The organism is Bradyrhizobium sp. ARR65 (assembly GCF_000472385.1).
In the GTDB taxonomy this organism is placed as follows: Bacteria; Pseudomonadota; Alphaproteobacteria; order Rhizobiales; family Xanthobacteraceae; genus Bradyrhizobium.
Window position 1 is genome coordinate 14,023 of the sequence record NZ_AWZU01000043.1, and the last position, 18,199, is coordinate 32,221.

Genomic DNA, 18,199 nt, shown 5'->3' on the forward strand with positions numbered 1-18,199 from the left:
GCCAGCACTTATCGCGCGTTATGCTGCGGCTGAGGATGCACCCGCTGCCAGCAGACTCTGGAGCTTGTGGGCCGGAACGGCCGGGCTGAACAGATATCCCTGCATCTGGCTGCAACCCAATTGGCATAGGATTTCGCGCTGCCGCTCGGTTTCGACGCCCTCGGCCGTGGTGGTCATCCTGCGCGCGGAAGCCATGCTGACGACAGCTTGGACGATCGGCGATGAGCCGTCCACTTCCGCAATATTGGTGATGAAGCTGCGGTCGATCTTGATCTTGTCGAAGGGGAAGCGCTGCAAGTAGCTCAGTGACGAGTAGCCGGTCCCGAAATCGTCGAGCGCGATGCGGACGCCGAGTTCTCGCAACTGCCTGAGGATTGCGAGCGCCTCGTCATCATCGCGGATGAGCACCGCCTCCGTGATCTCGAGTTCGAGACGCTCCGGAGACAGTCCCGAATCCGCTAGCGCGGACGCTACCTTCAAGGCCAAGGTTTCGGACTTGAACTGAACGGGCGAGACGTTGACCGCGAGCCTTATTCCAGGCGGCCAGGCGGCGGCATCCACGCAGGCGCGCCTCAGCGCCCACTCGCCCAGTTCGTTGATGAGGCCCGTCTCCTCAGCCACCGGGATGAACTCGGCGGGTGAGATCATGCCGCGCTCGGCGTGCCGCCAGCGCAGCAGCGCTTCGCAGCCGGTCACCGCGTTCGTGGCGAGATCGACGAGTGGCTGGTAATGGATCTCGAAATTGCCGTGGCGCAGCGCATGCCTTAGGTCCGTTTCGAGCCTCAGCCTGGCCTTCATGCGGGCGTCCATTTCCGGCGCGAAGAACCGGTATGTGCGACGTCCGCCCGCCTTTGCGGCGTACATCGCCAAATCGGCGTGCTTGAGCAGCGCTTCCAGCTCCGTGCCGTGGTCGGGCGCGATGGCGATCCCGATGCTCGCGTCTGCGCAGATTTCCTGGCCCAAGCAGTCCGACGGATTTCGTATGGCTCGATGAATGTCTTCGGCGAGTGTCGCAAGCTCCGCGACGTCTTCGAAACCGGACTTGACGACGGCGAATTCGTCGCCACCAAGTCGCGCGACCAGATCGCTCGGATCGACGCAAGCTTGCAGGCGCGCGGCGATTGACTTCAGGAGTTCGTCGCCTACGAGATGTCCCAACGTGTCGTTGACCGATTTGAACTCGTCCACATCGACATAGAGGATCGCGAACTGCTTTCCCGGCCCGAGATCGGCAAGCTTGCGTTCGACCTGTGCGCGGAACAGGATTCGGTTAGGCAGGTCGGTCAAAACGTCATAATGAGCCAGGTGGGCAATTCGCTCCTGTGACCGCACGCGTTCCGTGACGTCCTCGTGCGTGGCCACCCAGCCGCCGTCGGGCACGGGTTCGCTGCTGATCTGAACGAGCCGCCCGTCGGAGGTCTCGACGACGGCTGTGCTGGCGCTGTATCTGTTACGCAATATGTCGTCGCAATATCTGTCCGCGTCCTCGCGCAGAGATCCCGTTGCCTTGCGATGGCGCACCACGTCACGAAAGTCGCAGCCCGGTTTAACGACATCCGGAGAGAGCGCGTACATATCCAGATATTTCTTGTTGCACACGATCAGCCGCTGCGAGGAATCGAACAAGAGCAGTCCCTGGCTCATGTTGTTGATCGCCGTGTCCAGCCGCCGCTTGTCAGTCAGAAGTTCGTGCGCGATTTGCCGGAAGATCAGGTAGAGCGTCAACGCGATCACCAGAATCGCGGACCCTGCCAGGGCGACGAAGAACTTCGTTTCCGAACGCCAAGCCGCCAATGCGGAGTCCACGCTCTTCGTCGCTACGATCACGAGGGGATAGCCGGTCAATATCCGGGATGCGATGAGCCGGTCTTTGCTATCCATCGGGCTGGTCAGCCGACCCGCAAAATCCGCCCGCTCGAACACGGCCCTTTGCGCTGCGGAGCCTTTCCTGAAGTTCTGGCCTAATAGCGACTGCACGTGTGGGAACCGCGCCAGCAAGGCGCCATCCACATGATGCAACGCGATCGAGGCTTCAGGGCCCAGATCCGCCGAGGCAAAGTAGCTCTCTAGCGATTTCGGCGTCATTGCGCGGGTTACGACACCCAAGAATTCTCCGTGCGGGCCGGACACCCGTCTCGCGAAGACGATGGCCGAGCCGCCAGAAAAATGGCTGGTGGGCACGACTTCGATCTCGAGAGAACGCGCCGGATTCTCTCTCAACTTGCTGAAATAGGCGCGGTCCGCGATCCGGACGTCTGGAACGGGCCAGCTTTGGGATGAGTTGATGAGCGTGCCTCTGGAATCGTACACGTGGGCTCCCGCAAAATCGGTCCAGCCGTTCGTCTTCGCTCTCAGCAGCTGGTGAATTGCAAGCGTGGCCATTTCGCCCTGGAAGGTGTCGGGCGACTCGATGCCGTAAGAATTCAGCTCCTCCACGATCTGGTTTTGCACAACAGCAAAATCGTCGAATTGCCGATCGAAGTGGCGCGCCAACAGCAGCACCGCGCTTTGCAGCTCGCGTTTCCCATTTTCGATCGCGTTATCCCTGAATCTCTCGATGGTGACAGCAGTGCCGGCGGCGATCGCGCCCATCAGCGCAAGCCCGCAAAAGAGCAGCCAAGCCATCGGTCCGTGGCGCAGCCGATACGAACTCGTCGAGCCCGTTGACCATTTCCCCTGCGCCACCCGTGCAAGCAATTTCTTCATGGGCCGCCCCTGCCTTCACGAAGCACTGGTTACGGCAAATCAGACAAGGAGGCGTTATGAATGAGGGTTGACGATAAATTAAAAGCATGCGGAATCAGAGGCTTGCAGGCTGGATAGCTCGGGTTGCATGCTCCGTGCTTTGCACTAAGAAGCTGCCGGACTCGGACGAGGTCATATGCGACGCCTGCAACGGCGAAGGATATCCGCTCCTCCTTGCAATGTACGGCAGCAATCGTTGTCCTTGAACTTGGCAATGGCGCTGCCGGCGCGCGTGGTACAGCGAGCCCTTTCACTGTCCAACACGACAGCACAACGGCACGACTAAACTGAACTGGACCCGCCGCTATCGATGGATCGTCGAGAGCAAAGAACCGGCGCAAGCAGTTCGTGATTGACGGGCGAGGCCGTGGTGCTGGGCGTGGACGGTGTCGCCGATTTCAACGCGCTGCATTCGCGTAAGCACGACCACGAGGTGCAGCTCTATGCCTTCGACGTTCTCGCCATCGATGGCGGTGATCTGCGCGGCTTGCGAACGACCATGCGCAAGACCAACCTTGTGCGCCTGCTCGCGCCGGATGGCATCTTCGTTGTGCCGTTCGAGCAGGGTGAGATCGGGCCCCAACCTATTCCGTGCTGTCTGCAACATGGGGACTTTGGGACTCGTATCGAAGCGGCGGGATCGGCCGTATCGCGCCGGGCAATCGCGAGACTGGATCAAGGTGACGAACCGCAGGCATCCGGCGACGGGGCGGGTGACGGACCCGTTCGGGTGACATCCGTGCGGCGCGAGGCGTGTTGCCATTTTGCCACGGGCGGCCATTTTCCGCTGACAAATGTCTGCAACCGAGCATTCCCGATCCGCGCATGCCGCTAACTTAGCTGAGATAAAGTCGCTGCCCCGACCCGATTTATGATGAGGACGAATTTGAAAATGAATTATCGATGTGTAGTGGTACGAGCAGTTGGTCAGCAAGCAGATCGCCTGCGAGCGGAGGCATGTCGCGTTTCTCGCGATGCCAAAGTGGATTGGTATGCCGAACGAAGGGACCTAGGAACAGCGTTTTGCTTTGAAACCACTGATGCGCGGTCCGCATTCTCCGGCATTTGCGCCAGAGAAGGTCTCCAATACACGACGGAAGACTAGGAGCTAATCGGTAGCGACAGCCGAAGAGGCCAGGGCCCGACAGCAAAAGATCACCTTCGCTGGGCGTTGGCGGCTTTCGCTATGTGTTGATCTACTTGCACCGACTATCAATGCATTCTTTTAAGGTTTGGAAATGGAATACCGTGGCATTGAGTTTAGGGTACGCAGAACGCTGTCTCCGAATGGTTGGAAGTGGTCAGTGAACCTCGGCGATCGGGAGAAGACAGGCACATTTCCCGAGCGGGAGGGTGCAATCCGACTAGCGCAAAAGTTCATTGACGAACTGATTGGTGACCCGACGCCCCTCAACGAATAGAGCCGTCGTTTCCTATGACCCGCCCACAAAAGATCGCCTTCGGCGAGATGCGCGCTGCTGGCGTGCGTAATGTGCTGATCTATTGCACCGACTACATGTGTGGCCATTGCATCATGGTGCCTGACGATGCCGATCGCTGGCCGGATGAGCTGCGCGTCTCCGACATCGAAGACAAATTCGTCTGCACGGCATGTGGCCAGCGCGGCGCGGATATCCGGCCAGACTGGACCACGACCAAGACGCGTGCCTGAGCGGCATCGTGCTCGGGTACCTTTCGCCTCGGGCCGCCCCTCAGTTTGCCTGACGCTCGGAGGGCCAGCCTCGTCGAAGCCATCCCTTCATCGCGGAAAACATGGCGCGAGCGGGCGATTGCGTCGAGCTGCTGGCCTTGATGGACGTGCTCGCTGTTCCGAATGTGTGCGGCGCGGACATGATGAAGACCAGCGACTTCGAGCTGAAGCCGCTGACACTGACGGTCTTTGAGGGAACGGACGAGGATTGGCGCGGCATTGCCGAATTCCCCGAGTTGAAGAACCAGCGCAGCCCCTTCGAGGTCAAAAACATCAAGCCGGACCGCGAGCTCTACCGCGATCCGTCCTATCGACCGGAGTTCGTCAACGTTCCGCTGACGATATCCGAGCTCGAGGTCGAGCGTCGCCGACCGAGATGGCCTGGGTAGCCCAGCTCAGGGCGAGCGGGAAATACGGCGACACCGATGCAGACGTGGTCCGTTACGTGTTCTTTACGTGGTGGATCTCTCGTTTCATGCGCGGGCCGAAGCATGCCTTGCCATAAGGGCGGCTCGGCGACTGCCAGCCCGTGCGCCCCGAGATCTGTAAAAATCCTTGCAAACCTCAAAGCGTGCTGCGGTTTGCAGGTGAGTTGGGATGCCCGGCGGCGTATATCGGGCACGACAAAAGCGATTCACGGTAGTGGTCCGCGATGGCTGCGGATCCCGGGCAGCGAATGGATCGGTAGACATGGGTGCGGTGGCCAAGAAGAGGGTGCCGCTCGACAACCCCGAGACGCGGATCGGCTTGAAGATGAAACACAGGCGGCTGCTCAAAGGGTTGACCTTGAAGGGACTCGCCGAGCTTGCCGGATGCTCCGAGTCGCTCCTGTCCCGGGTCGGGAACGGCAATGCCAACCCATCCATCAAGACCATGCATCGCGTCGCCTTGGCACTGGGCATGCCGGTCTCCGGACTCTTCCAGGAGACAGATGCGGATGACGACGTGGTTCTCCGCTGGGGCGGGCGGCCGACCATCGAGACGGATCAGGTGCGTCGTGGCCGGGGGACGAGGCTGGAGGCGCTGATACCGAGCGGCCGCGGCAATCTGCTTTCCGGCTATATCAACGATATTGAACCCGGAGGCGGCAGCGAAGGCACGCTTCAGCATGAAGGCGAGGAATTCGCCTATGTGCTCCACGGCGGGATCGAATTGACCGTCGATAATCGCCGCTATCAGTTAAAAGAGGGGGACAGCTTCTACTTCCGCTCGGAGCGGCGCGTCGCGCGCGTGCTTTGGGTCAATACCCCGCCAAGTTTCTAACCACTTCTCCGCGTACACGTCTTGACCGATGCACGCGCTCCCTGTTGTTCTCTGCCGGCTATTTGAGGATGGAGTTGGGAAGCATGCAATGTGCGCCCTTTGCCATGTTGACCATCTGCGTGACATGGAAATCAGCCGCTAGACTGCACAGCGTGTATGCATCCGTGTCGGAAAGGCCGCGCAGTTCACCGATCCAGCGGATCATGTCGCGAAGCGCCTGTCTGACTGCGTCGTCGAGATCCTCATCAAATCCCATCGTCATGTAGTGCGTCGGAGTCTCTGCGCGAGGTGCCGTCTGAGGCCGTCAACGATCCCTACGGCTGACGCGTCTCGCGGTGAGTGCTCTCAGTGATGCTGGTCTTGCCGCCGGTGTGGGTGGAGCTCCTCGTGCGTCGTTCGACCTCCTGCTCGCCGATGAGCCGGCTGATATCCTCGGGCCGCTTCGCTGGCGTTGATCCGAGTGATGATCTTGGTGCCGGTCATGCCGAACCAGGACTTGGCCTGGTCCTGGCCGTAGACGGCACGGATCTGGGCCGTGTCCTGCGCGCCGATCACGACCGCAACGCCCTTGGAGCGGCCGAGCGTCGTCATGTGATGCTTATGCGTGCTGATGATGCTCAAATTTGTAGCACTGCGGCGACTTTTCCTGTTCGGCAGATTCAGCGATAAGATTTTTTGGGCCTGCCGCCAACAGGGGCGTCAGGCGTGTGCCGATGAGAGCGACACCGAAACACCATGGCGTTGGAAGAGAGGCAGGCGAGCTGGCGGGTCGGCGTACTCTATTCGCAGACGGGCGTGACCTCGACCATCGAACGCACGCAGCTCAACGCCAATCTGCTCGCGATTGAAGAGATCAATGCCGGCGGCGGCGTCCTCGGCCGGCCTGTCGAGCCTGTCATCTACGATCCGGCCTCCGATCCGAAGAAATTTCGTGCCTTTGCCGAGCAGCTATTCCAGGTGGACCGCATCAGGCTGCTGTTCGGCTGCTACATGTCGAGCACCCGCAAGGCCGTGCTTCCCGTGGTCGAAGGTCATCGCGGCCTGCTGTTCTATCCGACGCTCTACGAAGGTTTCGAGTACTCCCGCAATTGCATCTATACCGGCGCGGCGCCGAACCAGAACTCGATCCAGCTCGCGCGATTCTTGCTTTCAGGCTATGGCAACCGCTTCCTGTTCGTCGGCTCCAACTACGTCTACCCTTACGAATCCAACCGGCTGATGGCTGATTTCGTCGTCCAGAGCAAAGGCAAGGTGCTCGACGAGGTCTATGTGCCGCTGCAGGCAGCGGAGAAAGATTTCGACAAGGTCATCGCGCGGATCAAGAAGACCTCGCCGGACGTGATCTTCTCCACGGTGGTCGGGACCGGCACCGCCGCGCTTTACCGCGCCTATCGCGCTGCAGGTTTTGATCCAACGCGAATGCCGATCGCGAGCCTGACGACCAGCGAGGCGGAGGTCGCCGAAATGGGCGCGGAGGTTGCCGAGGGCCATGTCACGGCGGCACCGTTTTTCGAGACGCTGTCGTCGCCGGCTGCGCGCCATTTCGTCTCCCGCTTCAAGCAGAAATACGGCGACAGCGCCCCTGTGACGGCCGGCGCCGAAGCCGCTTACTTCCAGGTGCATCTGGCGATGCGGTCGGTGGGCAAGTGCGGCTCCGATGATCCGGAGCAGGTGCTTGCCAACCTGCGCGACTTCGAATTCGACGCGCCGCAGGGGCGGGTACGCGTCGATCCGGAGAACAATCACACCTATCTCTGGCCGCGGATCGCGCGGCTCGACCGGCAAGGCCGATTCCAGATCGTCTGGAATCCAGGCGTGCGCGTGAAGCCCGATCCGTACTGCGTCGTGCAAAGCCTCGACGATTGGTCGGTTGATGAACAACAGCTCATTCGTCCATGATCAGTGTGGGTGCGTAGCCGGACGGAGAACTGGGCGTGGCCATCCAAATTCTTCGTGATCTACGCGGTCTACGGGTGCATGTCGTGCATCCCCCCGATGCCGAGCGGACCAAGCTGGTCGAGCATCTCCGCCGTATCGGCTGCATGGTCGAGATGCAATGGCCAGTGCCGGAGTGCTGGGAGGAGGGCGCAGACATCGTACTGCTCGCCATCGAGCACGATATCCGCGCCGAGATCCAGCGCCTGCTGAAGTCGGACGTCAATCGCCGGCCGACCCTGATCGCCGTCGTTTCCTACGAAGATCCATCGACGTTGCAACTTGTGCTCGAGGTCGGCGCGGTTGCTGTCATCGAGCGACCCATCCGCCCGTTCGGATTGCTGACCAACATCACCATCGCGCGTAGCCTCTGGATGGAGCGCCGTGAGGCGGAGAAGCGGGTCCGCAAGCTCGAGCGCAAGCTCGCCGGTATGCAGCGGATCCAGAAGGCGAAATCGATCCTGATGGATGGTCAGGGATTGAGCGAGGCTGATGCTTACGAGAGCATCAGACGGCAGGTGATGTCGAAACGCTTGTCGATGGACGATATGGCGTCGGCCATCATTCACGCAAACGAGCTGTTGCAATACCGTGTGAAAGGTGATTAGCTCGCAGATGTCGTGGAGAGAAAATCTTTCGCGACGTCGCCGCTCCATCGATGATGCTGGTTCGGCTTTGGCTAGGTAAGCCCGAAAGACCCGCGAGGGTCTGTCGGGCTTTTTTATTTTGGGCCGCGTTTAGCTACCTGCGCGTTCGCGCTGGCGGAGCTCGGTCCTACCTTTGCGATTTCTTGGCGGAAACAACGTGCTTCGGCGCGATCGGAGACGTGTGTCTTCTTGGAGCTAACGGGGAGTGCGGAATGGCAGTGGATAGGCGTAAATTTCTCAAACGTGGTGCGCTCGCCGGCGGCGCGCTGATTACTTCGCCCTGGGTATTTTCGACGGGCGCCCGTGCAGCGGGCGATATCAAAGTCGGCGTTCTGTTCTCGCTGACAGGCGGGTTGTCGATCGTCGAGAAGTCGCTGCACGACGCGACCATGATGGCGATCAGCGAGATCAATGCCGCCGGCGGCGTGAAGGGCATGCAGATAGCGGCCATCGCGGAGGACGGCGCGTCCGATCCGAAGACCTACAACGAGAAGGCGTCCAAGCTCGTCATCCAGGACAAGGTGCCGACCGTGTTCGGCTCCTATACGTCGGCCAGCCGCAAGGCGGTGTTGCCGGTGTTCGAGAAGCGCAACAATCTGTATTTCTATCCGACCTATTATGAAGGCTTCGAGTGCTCGAAGAACGTCGTCTACACCGGCGCCGTTCCGAACCAGCAGCTGTCGAACTTCATTCCCTGGATCATCAAGACGCTCGGCAAGAAGAAGTTTTTCATCGTCGGATCAAACTACATCTATCCGCGCGAGATGGCCAAGGTATCCAAGATCCTGATCGAGAAGAACGGCGGTGAATGGATTGCCGACGAATATCTCGAGCTCGGACATTCCGAGTGGGGCTCGATGGTCAACAAGATCAAGAACTCGGGCTGTGACGTCGTGTTGTCCAACGTGGTCGGCGACTCCGTGATCGCGTTCTATCGCGAGTACAAGAACCAGGGTCTGCCCCACGATAAGCTGCCGATCTGCGCCACGGTGACGTCGGAGATCGAGATCGCGGCGATGGGCGCCGAATATGCCGTCGGCTCCTATACCTCTTTCCCGTACTTCCAGGCGATCGACACCGATCGCAACAAGGCGTTCGTCGACCGTTACCGCGCCTTCGTCAAGGATCCGAAGGCCGTGACGCATCACGCGCTGGAATCGTCGTACTTCCAGGTGTTCCTTTGGAAGCAGGCGGTCGAGAAGGCGGCCGAGATCACGCCGGTCGCGATCCGCGAGGCGGTCAAGAGCCAGGAGTTCGACGCGCCGAACGGCCACGTCAAGATCGAGGCCGAGAACCTGCATACGTACCTGACGCCGCGGATCGCCCAGTGGCTGCCGGATGGCCAGGGCAAGATCATCGACGCCTACAAGGAGCCGGTCATGCCGCTTCCCTACGTCGCCTACGGCGAGACCCCGACGAACCTATTCTGCACTTCGAAGGGCCTCGACGCGGTAAAGCTGAAAACCTGACGTAGGGCAATTTCGTCCACCGCGCGCTAGTCTCCCCGCGCGGTGGACGATGAGGTGGTGTCATGCTCGAAGTTCTGTTCATCGGTCTCAGCCTGGGCTCGATCCTGCTGCTGGTCGCCCTGGGTCTCGCCATCACCTATGGCGCCATGGGCGTCATCAACATGGCCCATGGCGAGATGGTCATGGTCGGCGCTTATGCAACGGTATTATCGGGCCTCTGGCTGGGCACCAACATCTTTGTCGCCATCCCGCTCGCCTTCATCGTCACCGCGCTGCTCGGGCTCTTGATCGAGCGCGTGGTGGTGCGCAAGCTCTATGGACGGCTGCTCGACACGCTCCTCGCGACCTGGGGCATCGCGATCCTGATCCAGCAGGCGGTCCGGCTCGAATTCGGCTTGTCGTTCTTCGGCATCCACGTCCAGGGGCTCGGTCCGGGATTGCAGAACGTCAGCGTGCCGGAGGTTCTGCAGGGCACGTTCCGTCTGGCGGGCGCCGACATCAACCGCTACCGGGCCTTCATCATTGTTGTGACCGCGGTCCTCGCCTTTGTGACCTGGTTCGTGATCTATCGCACTATCGCGGGCACCCAGGTGCGTGCCATCATCCGCAATCCCAAAATGGCCGCGGCCTGCGGCATCGATGTCGCGCGCGTCAATGCGCTGACCTTCGCGTTCGGCTCCGGCCTTGCCGGTGTCGCCGGCGTGATGATGTCGGGCTTCAAGACAGTGTTTCCCGACATGGGCACGCCGATGGTGGTCGACGGCTTCATGGTCGTCGTGATGGGTGGCGTCGGCAGCCTGCTGGGCTCGCTGCTGTCAGCGGGCATTCTCGGTGAGATCAACGGCCTCGTCGCGGCCGCTACCAACGACATCCTGGCACGCGCCGTGGTGTTCGGCGTGGTGATCGCGATCATCGTGCTCAAGCCGAAGGGCCTGTTCGCCCTCAGGGGACGTTGACCATGTCGTCGAAGCGCCGCATCGACTGGGCGATCTACGCCGCTTTCATCTTCCTGATCATGCTCGTGCCGCTGCTGATGGACTCATTCTGGATCAACCGGCTCGCCAAGTATCTGGTGTTCGGCATGCTCGGCATCGCCGTCGCGTTGTCCTGGGGCTATGCCGGCATTCTCAATCTCGGGCAGGGACTGTTCTTCGGCGCCGGCGCCTACATGCTGGCGATGTCGCTGAAGCTCGCCAGCCAGACCAGCCTGCAGCAGGGCTCCGACAAGCCGGTGCCGGATTTCATGCTGTGGAACGCCGAACCGGGCGCGCCGACGGAGCTCTGCTGCATCAACAAGGCGTCGTTCCTCTGGTTGCCGTTCCAGAGCCAATGGTTCGGCGTCGCTATGGGTCTGCTCTTGCCGATCGTGATCGCGACGGTGCTAGGCGCGGTGGTGTTCCGCAAGCGGATCTCGGGCGTGTTCGTATCGATCATTACGCTGGCATTGGTGCTGCTGGTGCGCCTGGTTATGATTGATGCCCAGCCGGTGACCAACGGATTCAACGGCCTGACCGACCTGGGGTGGTTCAAGATCGGCGAGTTCGAATTCGATCCCTACATCACGGCCACTTATTACCTCATTGCGATCTCGCTCGGCGTGGTGCTGGTCGCGGCGCGGCTTCTGGTCGAGACCCGCGCGGGCGTGATCCTGCAGGCGGTCCGCGACGACCAGAACCGCGCGCGCTATCTCGGGTTCGACGTGCCGGCCTACCAGACCTTCTTCTTTTCGGTGTCGGCGCTGATAGCAGGCTTTGCCGGCATGCTCTATGTCATCGTGTCCGAATTCGCCTCGCCCACCTTCATGGATCTGAGCTTCTCGATTACGATGGTGGTGTGGGCCGCGGTCGGCGGGCGCGCGTCGATCCTCGGCGCCTGCATCGGCGCGATTGCCATCAACATGATTTCGGCAACCGTCAGCGAAACCGAGGGGTTCGCCGAGGCCTGGAAGGCGATCATCGGTCTCATCTTCGTGCTGGTCGTGCTCTATCTGCCGCGCGGCGTCGCCGGCCTTGCGCATGATCTGGTCGATCGTGTGGCGCGCAAGGCGCCGGGCGCCGCGCCGATGTTGCGCGTCAATGATCCATCATCACAGCTGGCGGAGTAGGGCGATGGCGCAGGCGGCGTTGACCATCGACGGGCTTGGTGTCGACTTCGAAGGCTTTAAGGCGGTCAACGGCGTCTCGTTGATCGTCGAGGATGGCGAGCTGCGCGTTCTGCTCGGCGCCAATGGGGCCGGCAAGACCACGTTGATGGACCTGATTTCGGGCAAGACCAAGTCGACCGAAGGTCGGGTGTTCCTGCACGACACCGACATAACCAATTGGGAGGAGCACCGGATCGCGCGCGCCGGAATCGGCCGGAAATTCCAGATCCCGAGCGTATTCAAAGAGCTCACGGTCCGCCGCAATCTCGAAGTGGCGAGCTGCCGGAATCCGGGCGTATTCGCCAATCTCGGCTTCGGTTTTCCAGCCAAAGCGAAGATCGACGAGGTGCTGGAGTTGATCGGCCTGACCGACGAGGCCAGTCGTGTCGCGGCCTATCTGAGCCACGGCCAGACTCAATGGCTCGAGCTCGGCCTTTTGATCACGCAGGACCCGAAGATCATCCTGCTCGATGAGCCGACTGCCGGCATGACCCAGGCGGAAACGCACAAGACCTCGCTGATCGTCAACAATCTCAAGGGGCGGCACACCATCATCGTGGTCGAGCACGACATGGCCTTCGTGCGCGAGATCGCCGAGCGCATCACGGTGCTGCATCTCGGCCAGGTGTTGGCCGAAGGCAGTGTCTCGGACATCGAGACCAATCCGAAGGTACGGGAAGCCTATCTCGGTTCGAAGGGGATCTCCTGATGCTGACGTTCTCTCATGTCGACAGCTTCTACGATCGCAGCCACATCCTTCACGATGTCTGCCTCGACGTGCCCGACGGCAAGGTCACGGCCGTGCTCGGCCGCAACGGCACCGGAAAGACCACGCTGCTGAAAACCTTGATGGGCCTCACCGACCGGATGGACGGCGAGATCAGCCTCGATGCGACCGACATCGGCAAAGCGCCGACCTTCAGGCGGGCGAGAGCCGGGATCGCCTATGTGCCGCAAGGGCGGGAGATCATTCCCGACTTCACCATTCGCGAAAACATCCTGATGGGCTCGTTTGCGCGGGCGGACGGCAAGCGCGAAATCCCAAGGCTGGTCGCCGAGCTGTTTCCCTACCTGATGAACAATCTCGATCGCAATGGCGGCGTGCTTTCCGGCGGCCAGCAGCAACAGCTCGCGATCGCGCGCGCGCTCGCCGCCGATCCGAAGATCATCCTGCTCGACGAGCCCAACGAAGGCATCCAGCCGTCGATCGTCGAGGAGATCGAGAAGATCATCATCCGCCTCAATCGCGAGGTCGGGCTGACGGTGATCCTCGTCGAGCAGAACGTGTCATTCGTGCGCAACGCGGCGCATCGCTTCGTCATGATGGAGAAGGGACGGGTCGTCGCGGCCGGCGAGATCGGCGAGCTCACCGACGAGATGGTTCATCGTCACATGGCGGTGTGACGCGAGATTTTGGGAGAGCAAACGAGACGCGCCACGGATGCGCGAGGAGAAGCGAGCGGATTTCAAGCGGTTGAAACTCAGGACAACGAACCCAAGCACGCTGCAAGGAGAGCACTATGCTGCACGGTGATATTTCTTCAAGCCAGGACACGGTCGGCGTTGCCGTCGTGAACTACAAGATGCCGCGCCTTCATACCAAGGCCGAGGTGCTCGACAATGCGCGCAAGATCGCCGACATGATCGTCGGCATGAAGACCGGCCTGCCGGGCATGGACCTGGTGATCTTTCCGGAATACTCGACCCACGGCATCATGTACGACTCCAAGGAGATGTGCGAGACCGCATCGACCGTTCCCGGCGACGAAACGGAAATCTTTGCCGAGGCCTGCCGCAAGGCCAAGGTGTGGGGCGTGTTCTCGCTGACCGGCGAACGCCATGAGGAGCATCCGAACAAGGCGCCGTATAACACGCTCATCCTGATGAACGACAAGGGCGAGATCGTGCAGAAGTATCGCAAGATCATGCCCTGGGTGCCGATCGAGGGCTGGTATCCCGGCAACTGCACATACGTGTCGGAAGGGCCCAAGGGACTGAAGGTCTCGCTCATCATCTGCGACGACGGCAATTATCCTGAGATCTGGCGTGATTGCGCGATGAAGGGCGCCGAGTTGATCGTGCGCTGCCAGGGCTACATGTATCCCGCCAAGGATCAGCAGGTGATCATGGCCAAGGCGATGGCCTGGGCCAATAATGTGTATGTCGCGGTCGCCAACGCGTCAGGCTTCGACGGCGTCTATTCCTATTTCGGTCACTCGGCGATCATCGGCTTCGACGGCCGCACGCTCGGCGAATGCGGCGAGGAGGATTATGGCGTGCAATATGCGCAGCTGTCGAAGTCGCTGATCCGCGATGCGCGCAAGAACGGCCAGTCGCAGAACCATCTCTTCAAGCTGGTGCACCGCGGCTACACCGGCATGATCAATTCCGGCGAAGGCGACCGCGGCGTCGCCGCCTGTCCATATGACTTCTATTCGAAATGGATCGCCGATCCCGAAGGGACGCGCGAGATGGTCGAGTCCTTCACGCGGTCCACGGTTGGCACCGAGGAATGCCCGATCGAAGGCATTCCGAACAAGAAGGTCGCGCATCGCTGAAGCCTAGCGTATTGCGGCGGCGGACCGTGCGTCTGCCGCCGTAAGCTTTGCCTGTTTCGACAATCTCTGGAGGTATCAGCGATGCTGCGCATTGACCACGTGCTGGGGAGCCGGATGGAGCCCGCGTTGTCCGAGGAGCTTCACCGCCTCGAACATCAGGGTGCGGTCGATGTCGTCAATGTGCCGGCGCCCGATCTGGCGCGACGGCGCCTGCTGATCACCACCCGCGATGGCGAGGAGCTTGCGATCGCGTTGCCCCGTCATGAAAAGCTGTTCGATGGCGCCGTACTGTTGCTGGAAAATGACCGCGCCATCGTCGTTCGCGCTGCGACCGAGCGCTGGCTGAGGCTTGAGCCGCGGTCGATCTCCGATGCGATCGAGCTTGGCTACCACGTCGGCAATCTGCATTGGCGGGCGCGCTTCGGTGGCGAGGTGCTGCTGGTAGCGCTGGAGGGGCGTCCGGAAGATTACACAGAGCGATTGGAAAACCTGATCAGCTCCCGCCGGGTCGGCGTCACGGTACTCGATGAGGACACGGCGGACGCGACTGAGGCCGCCGAGCCGGCGTTGGCCGATGGCGGCCATGCCGGCCACCATCACCACGATCACTGAGCTGCCATGCTATCGACCTTGCGCGCGATCTGGCAGACGGACGGAGCGTTCCCGAACGGATCGTTCGCCTTCTCCTACGGCATCGAGGGCGCGATCGCGTTGCGCCGCGACATGAGTCTACGCGACTTCGAGGCCTTGATCGAGGCCATGCTGAAACAGCGTTGGGCCGGTTACGACCGGGTTGCGATGCTGCTATCATATCGCGCTCACGGCGATCTGGCCGCAATCGCGATGGTCGATCGCGAGGTCGAGGCCTCCACCTTGATCGAGGCGCTACGCACCGGCTCCCGTCGCAACGGCGCGTCGTATCTCGCCGCGCATGCGCGTCTCGGTGAGCCGCTCGCGGTCGCTTTGCGCGATGCCGTGAAGGCAGGGGATTGTTGCGGCCATATCGCGGTCATGCAGGGCGCGGTCTGGTCTGCGCTCGGGCTCGGCGAACCGCTCTCGCAGCTGTGTTCGGGCTACGTGGCGGCATCCGGCGTGATCACCGCCGCCGTCAGGCTCGGTATCGTCGGCGCGCTGCAGGGGCAGGGTGTGCTGCAGCGCTGCCTGCCGCTGATCGAGCAACTCACGGCCCAGGACACGGCCGACGAGGTCGAGCTGATGAGCTTCATTCCCTTCCTCGATATCGCCGCCGCCCGGCATGCCCGGGCCGATCTGCGGCTGTTCGCCAATTGAGGGTCACTTCGCATGCTGCTGACGCCAACGGAGCTGGAGCGCCTGACCATCTTCAACGCCGCCGAACTGGCGCGCCGCCGCCGCGGCCGCGGATTGAAGCTGAACTATCCGGAAGCGGTTGCCATCATCACCGACGAGATCCTGGAGGGCGCACGCGACGGCCGGTCGGTCGCCGACCTGATCGGCTTCGGCTCGACCATTTTGTCATCAGCGGATGTGCTGCCGGGCATCGCCGCGATGATGGACATCATCCAGGTCGAATGCGTCTTTCCCGACGGCACCAAGCTCGTCACGGTGCATGAGCCGATTCGGCCGGCGCCGGGCACGGATGCGGATCACGAGCGGCCGGGTGTCATCATCGCCGGCGACGGCCAGATTGCGCTGAATGCCGGCCGCCGCACGGTGACGATGACGGCGGTCAACACTGGCGACCGGCCGATCCAGATTGGCTCGCATTTCCATTTCTTCGAGGTCAACAAGGCGCTCGATTTCGATCGTGCCAGCGCCTTCAACATGCGGCTCGACATCCCCGCCGGTACAGCCGTCCGCTTTGAGCCAGGCGCCTCCAAGGAGGTGACGCTGGTCGAGTTCGGCGGCAGGCAGCACCTGACCGGCCTGAACAATCTCACCGACGGCCCGGCATCCGATGCGAGCGTTCGCGCCGCGGCGCTGGCACGGGCCCGGGCGCGCGGTTTCAATGGCGCCTGATTTGAAAGGGGATTTGCGTGGCGATGATCGATCGGCGTGACTACGCCGCCCTTTACGGCCCGACCACGGGCGATGCCGTCAGGCTCGGCGATACCTCTCTTTATGCTGTCGTCGAGCAGGATCATGTCATCTATGGCGAGGAGTGCCTGCATGGCGGCGGCAAGACGCTGCGCGACGGCATCGGCATGGCCGGGATCACGAGCCGCGAAGGCGCACTCGACTTCCTGCTCTGCAACGTGCTGGTGATCGATCCCGTCATCGGCATCGTCAAGGGCGATCTCGGCATCCGCGACGGGCGCATTGTCGGCATCGGCAAGGCCGGCAATCCGGCGATCATGGACGGCGTCGATCCGAACCTGATCGTCTCCACCGGCACCACGGTGCGGGATTGCGAAGGCCTGATCGCGACGCCTGGGGCGATCGACGTGCACGTGCATTTCGACAGCGCGGGCCTAGTCGAGCATGCGATCTCGAGCGGCATCACCACCATGATCGGCGGCTCGCTCGGACCGATCACGGTCGGCATCGACTCCAGCGGTCCGTTCAACACAGGCAAGATGCTGCAGGCCGCCGAGGCCTGGCCGATGAATTTCGGCTTCCTCGGTCGTGGCAATGCGCATCGCACCGCGCCGCTGATCGAGCAGCTCGGGACCGGCGTGATGGGGCTGAAGCTGCACGAGGACTGGGGCTCGATGCCGGCGGCGATCGACACCTGCCTTAAGGTTGCCGACGACCATGATTTCCAGGTGCAGATCCACACCGACACGCTGAACGAGTCTGGCTTTGTCGAGAATACGCTGGAGGCGATCGGCGGCCGCACCATCCACATGTATCACACCGAAGGCGCGGGCGGCGGCCACGCGCCCGACATCATCCGCGTCGCCGGCGAGATGCATTGCCTGCCATCGTCGACCAATCCGACCAATCCCTACACCGTCAACACGTTCGACGAACATCTCGACATGACGATGGTGTGCCATCATCTCAATCCGGCGATCCCCGAAGACGTCGCCTTTGCGGAAAGCCGTATCCGCGCCCAGACCATCGCGGCCGAGGATGTGCTGCATGACATCGGCGCGATCTCGATGCTGGGCTCCGACAGCCAGGGTATGGGCCGCATCCACGAGGTGATCTGCCGGACCTGGCAGCTTGCCTCCAAGATGAAGGATCAGCGCGGCCCATTGCCCGAGGACAGGCCGGGCGTCGGCGACAATGCGCGTATCCGCCGCTATATCGCGAAATACACCATCAACGCGGCTAGGACTTTCGGCATCGCCGACCACGTCGGCTCGCTGGAGGCCGGCAAGATCGCCGACATCGTGGTCTGGCGCCCGGCGTTCTTCGGCATCAAGCCGGAGCTCGTGATCAAGGGCGGCTTCATCGCCTGGGGCGCCATGGGGGACAGCGCGGCTTCGCTGATGACATGCCAGCCGATCCTGATGCGGCCGCAATGGGGCGCATTCGGCCGCGCCGCCTCGGCGCTGTCGGCATGCTTCGTGCATCCGCTTGCGCTGGAACGCAATCTGGCGAGCGGGCTCGGCCTGTCGAAAACGCTGTTGCCGGTGAAGGGGACCCGCGACTTGAGCAAGCGCGACATGCTGTGGAACAACGCTTGTCCGCGCATCAATGTCGATCCAGAAACCTTCGATGTGTTTGTCGATGGTGCGCTCGCGACCTGCGAACCGGCGCGCGAGCTGCCTTTGGCACGCCGTTACATGTTGAGGTGAGCG

Annotated in this window: 18 protein-coding genes and 1 pseudogene; 16 read left to right on the plus strand and 3 right to left on the minus strand. The window is 61.8% G+C overall.

The features are described 5' to 3' along the window. Positions 1–18 precede the first annotated feature (18 nt). On the minus strand, positions 19–2,625 hold the full coding sequence (locus F758_RS0132820; protein ID WP_283805889.1) for a bifunctional diguanylate cyclase/phosphodiesterase: 2,607 nt from the start codon (positions 2,623–2,625) through the stop codon (positions 19–21). A gap of 472 nt (positions 2,626–3,097) precedes the next feature. Between F758_RS0132820 and F758_RS45065 the strand changes: the two genes are divergently transcribed. The 4 genes from F758_RS45065 to F758_RS0132850 all read left to right on the plus strand — a co-directional run bounded on the left by F758_RS45065 (position 3,098) and on the right by F758_RS0132850 (position 5,719). Continuing rightward, on the plus strand, positions 3,098–3,580 hold the full coding sequence (locus tag F758_RS45065) for a DNA ligase-like domain-containing protein (RefSeq protein ID WP_051387111.1): 483 nt from the start codon (positions 3,098–3,100) through the stop codon (positions 3,578–3,580). A 600-nt stretch (positions 3,581–4,180) separates the two neighbouring features. Next, positions 4,181–4,417 (plus strand): hypothetical protein, encoded by a 237-nt coding sequence (locus tag F758_RS0132835; protein WP_024511861.1) that lies wholly within the window; start codon positions 4,181–4,183, stop codon positions 4,415–4,417. Between the two features lie 101 nt (positions 4,418–4,518). Beyond that, entirely contained in the window at positions 4,519–4,845 is a 327-nt protein-coding gene (locus tag F758_RS0132840) for a hypothetical protein (RefSeq protein WP_024511862.1), read from the plus strand. A gap of 301 nt (positions 4,846–5,146) precedes the next feature. Continuing rightward, complete coding sequence (locus F758_RS0132850; RefSeq protein WP_024511863.1) at positions 5,147–5,719, plus strand: cupin domain-containing protein; 573 nt, start codon at positions 5,147–5,149, stop codon at positions 5,717–5,719. 58 nt (positions 5,720–5,777) lie between these two features. On the opposite strand, the pseudogene F758_RS0132855 reads toward F758_RS0132850, so the two are convergent. Both F758_RS0132855 and F758_RS0132860 read right to left on the minus strand, forming a co-directional pair. After that, a pseudogene (locus F758_RS0132855) lies at positions 5,778–6,008 on the minus strand (acetamidase/formamidase family protein); the annotation flags it as partial. Between the two features lie 56 nt (positions 6,009–6,064). Further along, the gene (locus F758_RS0132860) at positions 6,065–6,310 is read right to left on the minus strand and encodes a type IV secretion system DNA-binding domain-containing protein (RefSeq protein WP_024511865.1); all 246 of its coding nucleotides are present in this window, start codon (positions 6,308–6,310) and stop codon (positions 6,065–6,067) included. A gap of 144 nt (positions 6,311–6,454) precedes the next feature. Here F758_RS0132860 and F758_RS0132865 point away from each other — a divergent pair, with 144 nt between their 5' ends. The 12 genes from F758_RS0132865 to ureC all read left to right on the plus strand — a co-directional run bounded on the left by F758_RS0132865 (position 6,455) and on the right by ureC (position 18,196). Further along, on the plus strand, positions 6,455–7,618 hold the full coding sequence (locus F758_RS0132865) for a transporter substrate-binding domain-containing protein (RefSeq protein ID WP_024511866.1): 1,164 nt from the start codon (positions 6,455–6,457) through the stop codon (positions 7,616–7,618). Positions 7,619–7,653: 35 nt separating this feature from the next. Next, the gene (locus F758_RS0132870) at positions 7,654–8,262 is read left to right on the plus strand and encodes an ANTAR domain-containing response regulator (protein ID WP_024511867.1); all 609 of its coding nucleotides are present in this window, start codon (positions 7,654–7,656) and stop codon (positions 8,260–8,262) included. A gap of 251 nt (positions 8,263–8,513) precedes the next feature. Next, on the plus strand, positions 8,514–9,770 hold the full coding sequence (locus F758_RS0132875) for an ABC transporter substrate-binding protein (protein ID WP_024511868.1): 1,257 nt from the start codon (positions 8,514–8,516) through the stop codon (positions 9,768–9,770). Between the two features lie 62 nt (positions 9,771–9,832). Continuing rightward, complete coding sequence (gene urtB, locus F758_RS0132880) at positions 9,833–10,726, plus strand: urea ABC transporter permease subunit UrtB (protein WP_024511869.1); 894 nt, start codon at positions 9,833–9,835, stop codon at positions 10,724–10,726. 2 nt (positions 10,727–10,728) lie between these two features. Continuing rightward, positions 10,729–11,874, plus strand: coding sequence for an urea ABC transporter permease subunit UrtC (gene urtC, locus F758_RS0132885; RefSeq protein WP_024511870.1), 1,146 nt, complete (start codon positions 10,729–10,731; stop codon positions 11,872–11,874). 4 nt (positions 11,875–11,878) lie between these two features. Continuing rightward, complete coding sequence (gene urtD / locus F758_RS0132890; RefSeq protein WP_024511871.1) at positions 11,879–12,622, plus strand: urea ABC transporter ATP-binding protein UrtD; 744 nt, start codon at positions 11,879–11,881, stop codon at positions 12,620–12,622. After that, positions 12,622–13,317, plus strand: coding sequence for an urea ABC transporter ATP-binding subunit UrtE (urtE, locus tag F758_RS0132895; protein WP_024511872.1), 696 nt, complete (start codon positions 12,622–12,624; stop codon positions 13,315–13,317). Before urtD ends, urtE begins: the two co-directional genes overlap by 1 nt. 116 nt (positions 13,318–13,433) lie before the next feature. Continuing rightward, positions 13,434–14,471: an aliphatic amidase gene (locus F758_RS0132900; protein WP_024511873.1), complete on the plus strand. Its 1,038-nt coding sequence runs from the start codon at positions 13,434–13,436 to the stop codon at positions 14,469–14,471. 81 nt (positions 14,472–14,552) lie between these two features. Next, positions 14,553–15,083, plus strand: coding sequence for an urease accessory protein UreE (gene ureE / locus F758_RS0132905; RefSeq protein ID WP_024511874.1), 531 nt, complete (start codon positions 14,553–14,555; stop codon positions 15,081–15,083). A gap of 6 nt (positions 15,084–15,089) precedes the next feature. Then, entirely contained in the window at positions 15,090–15,761 is a 672-nt protein-coding gene (locus F758_RS0132910) for an urease accessory protein UreF (RefSeq protein WP_024511875.1), read from the plus strand. Positions 15,762–15,773: 12 nt separating this feature from the next. Continuing rightward, entirely contained in the window at positions 15,774–16,469 is a 696-nt protein-coding gene (locus tag F758_RS0132915) for an urease subunit gamma (RefSeq protein ID WP_024511876.1), read from the plus strand. Between the two features lie 17 nt (positions 16,470–16,486). Further along, positions 16,487–18,196, plus strand: a complete 1,710-nt coding sequence (gene ureC, locus F758_RS0132920; RefSeq protein ID WP_024511877.1) for an urease subunit alpha — start codon at positions 16,487–16,489, stop codon at positions 18,194–18,196. Positions 18,197–18,199: the final 3 nt, after the last annotated feature.

Excerpts from the sequence above, each read along its gene's own strand:
- F758_RS0132820 (WP_283805889.1), bottom strand. The coding sequence starts at position 2,625 with ATGGCTTGGCTGCTCTTTTGCGGGCTTGCGCTGATGGGCGCGATCGCC.
- F758_RS0132835 (WP_024511861.1), top strand. The coding sequence starts at position 4,181 with ATGACCCGCCCACAAAAGATCGCCTTCGGCGAGATGCGCGCTGCTGGC.
- F758_RS0132840 (WP_024511862.1), top strand. The coding sequence starts at position 4,519 with ATGGCGCGAGCGGGCGATTGCGTCGAGCTGCTGGCCTTGATGGACGTG.
- F758_RS0132850 (WP_024511863.1), top strand. The coding sequence starts at position 5,147 with ATGGGTGCGGTGGCCAAGAAGAGGGTGCCGCTCGACAACCCCGAGACG.
- F758_RS0132860 (WP_024511865.1), bottom strand. The coding sequence starts at position 6,310 with ATGACGACGCTCGGCCGCTCCAAGGGCGTTGCGGTCGTGATCGGCGCG.
- F758_RS0132865 (WP_024511866.1), top strand. The coding sequence starts at position 6,455 with ATGGCGTTGGAAGAGAGGCAGGCGAGCTGGCGGGTCGGCGTACTCTAT.
- F758_RS0132875 (WP_024511868.1), top strand. The coding sequence starts at position 8,514 with ATGGCAGTGGATAGGCGTAAATTTCTCAAACGTGGTGCGCTCGCCGGC.
- urtB (WP_024511869.1), top strand. The coding sequence starts at position 9,833 with ATGCTCGAAGTTCTGTTCATCGGTCTCAGCCTGGGCTCGATCCTGCTG.
- urtC (WP_024511870.1), top strand. The coding sequence starts at position 10,729 with ATGTCGTCGAAGCGCCGCATCGACTGGGCGATCTACGCCGCTTTCATC.
- urtD (WP_024511871.1), top strand. The coding sequence starts at position 11,879 with ATGGCGCAGGCGGCGTTGACCATCGACGGGCTTGGTGTCGACTTCGAA.
- urtE (WP_024511872.1), top strand. The coding sequence starts at position 12,622 with ATGCTGACGTTCTCTCATGTCGACAGCTTCTACGATCGCAGCCACATC.
- F758_RS0132900 (WP_024511873.1), top strand. The coding sequence starts at position 13,434 with ATGCTGCACGGTGATATTTCTTCAAGCCAGGACACGGTCGGCGTTGCC.
- ureE (WP_024511874.1), top strand. The coding sequence starts at position 14,553 with ATGCTGCGCATTGACCACGTGCTGGGGAGCCGGATGGAGCCCGCGTTG.
- F758_RS0132910 (WP_024511875.1), top strand. The coding sequence starts at position 15,090 with ATGCTATCGACCTTGCGCGCGATCTGGCAGACGGACGGAGCGTTCCCG.
- F758_RS0132915 (WP_024511876.1), top strand. The coding sequence starts at position 15,774 with ATGCTGCTGACGCCAACGGAGCTGGAGCGCCTGACCATCTTCAACGCC.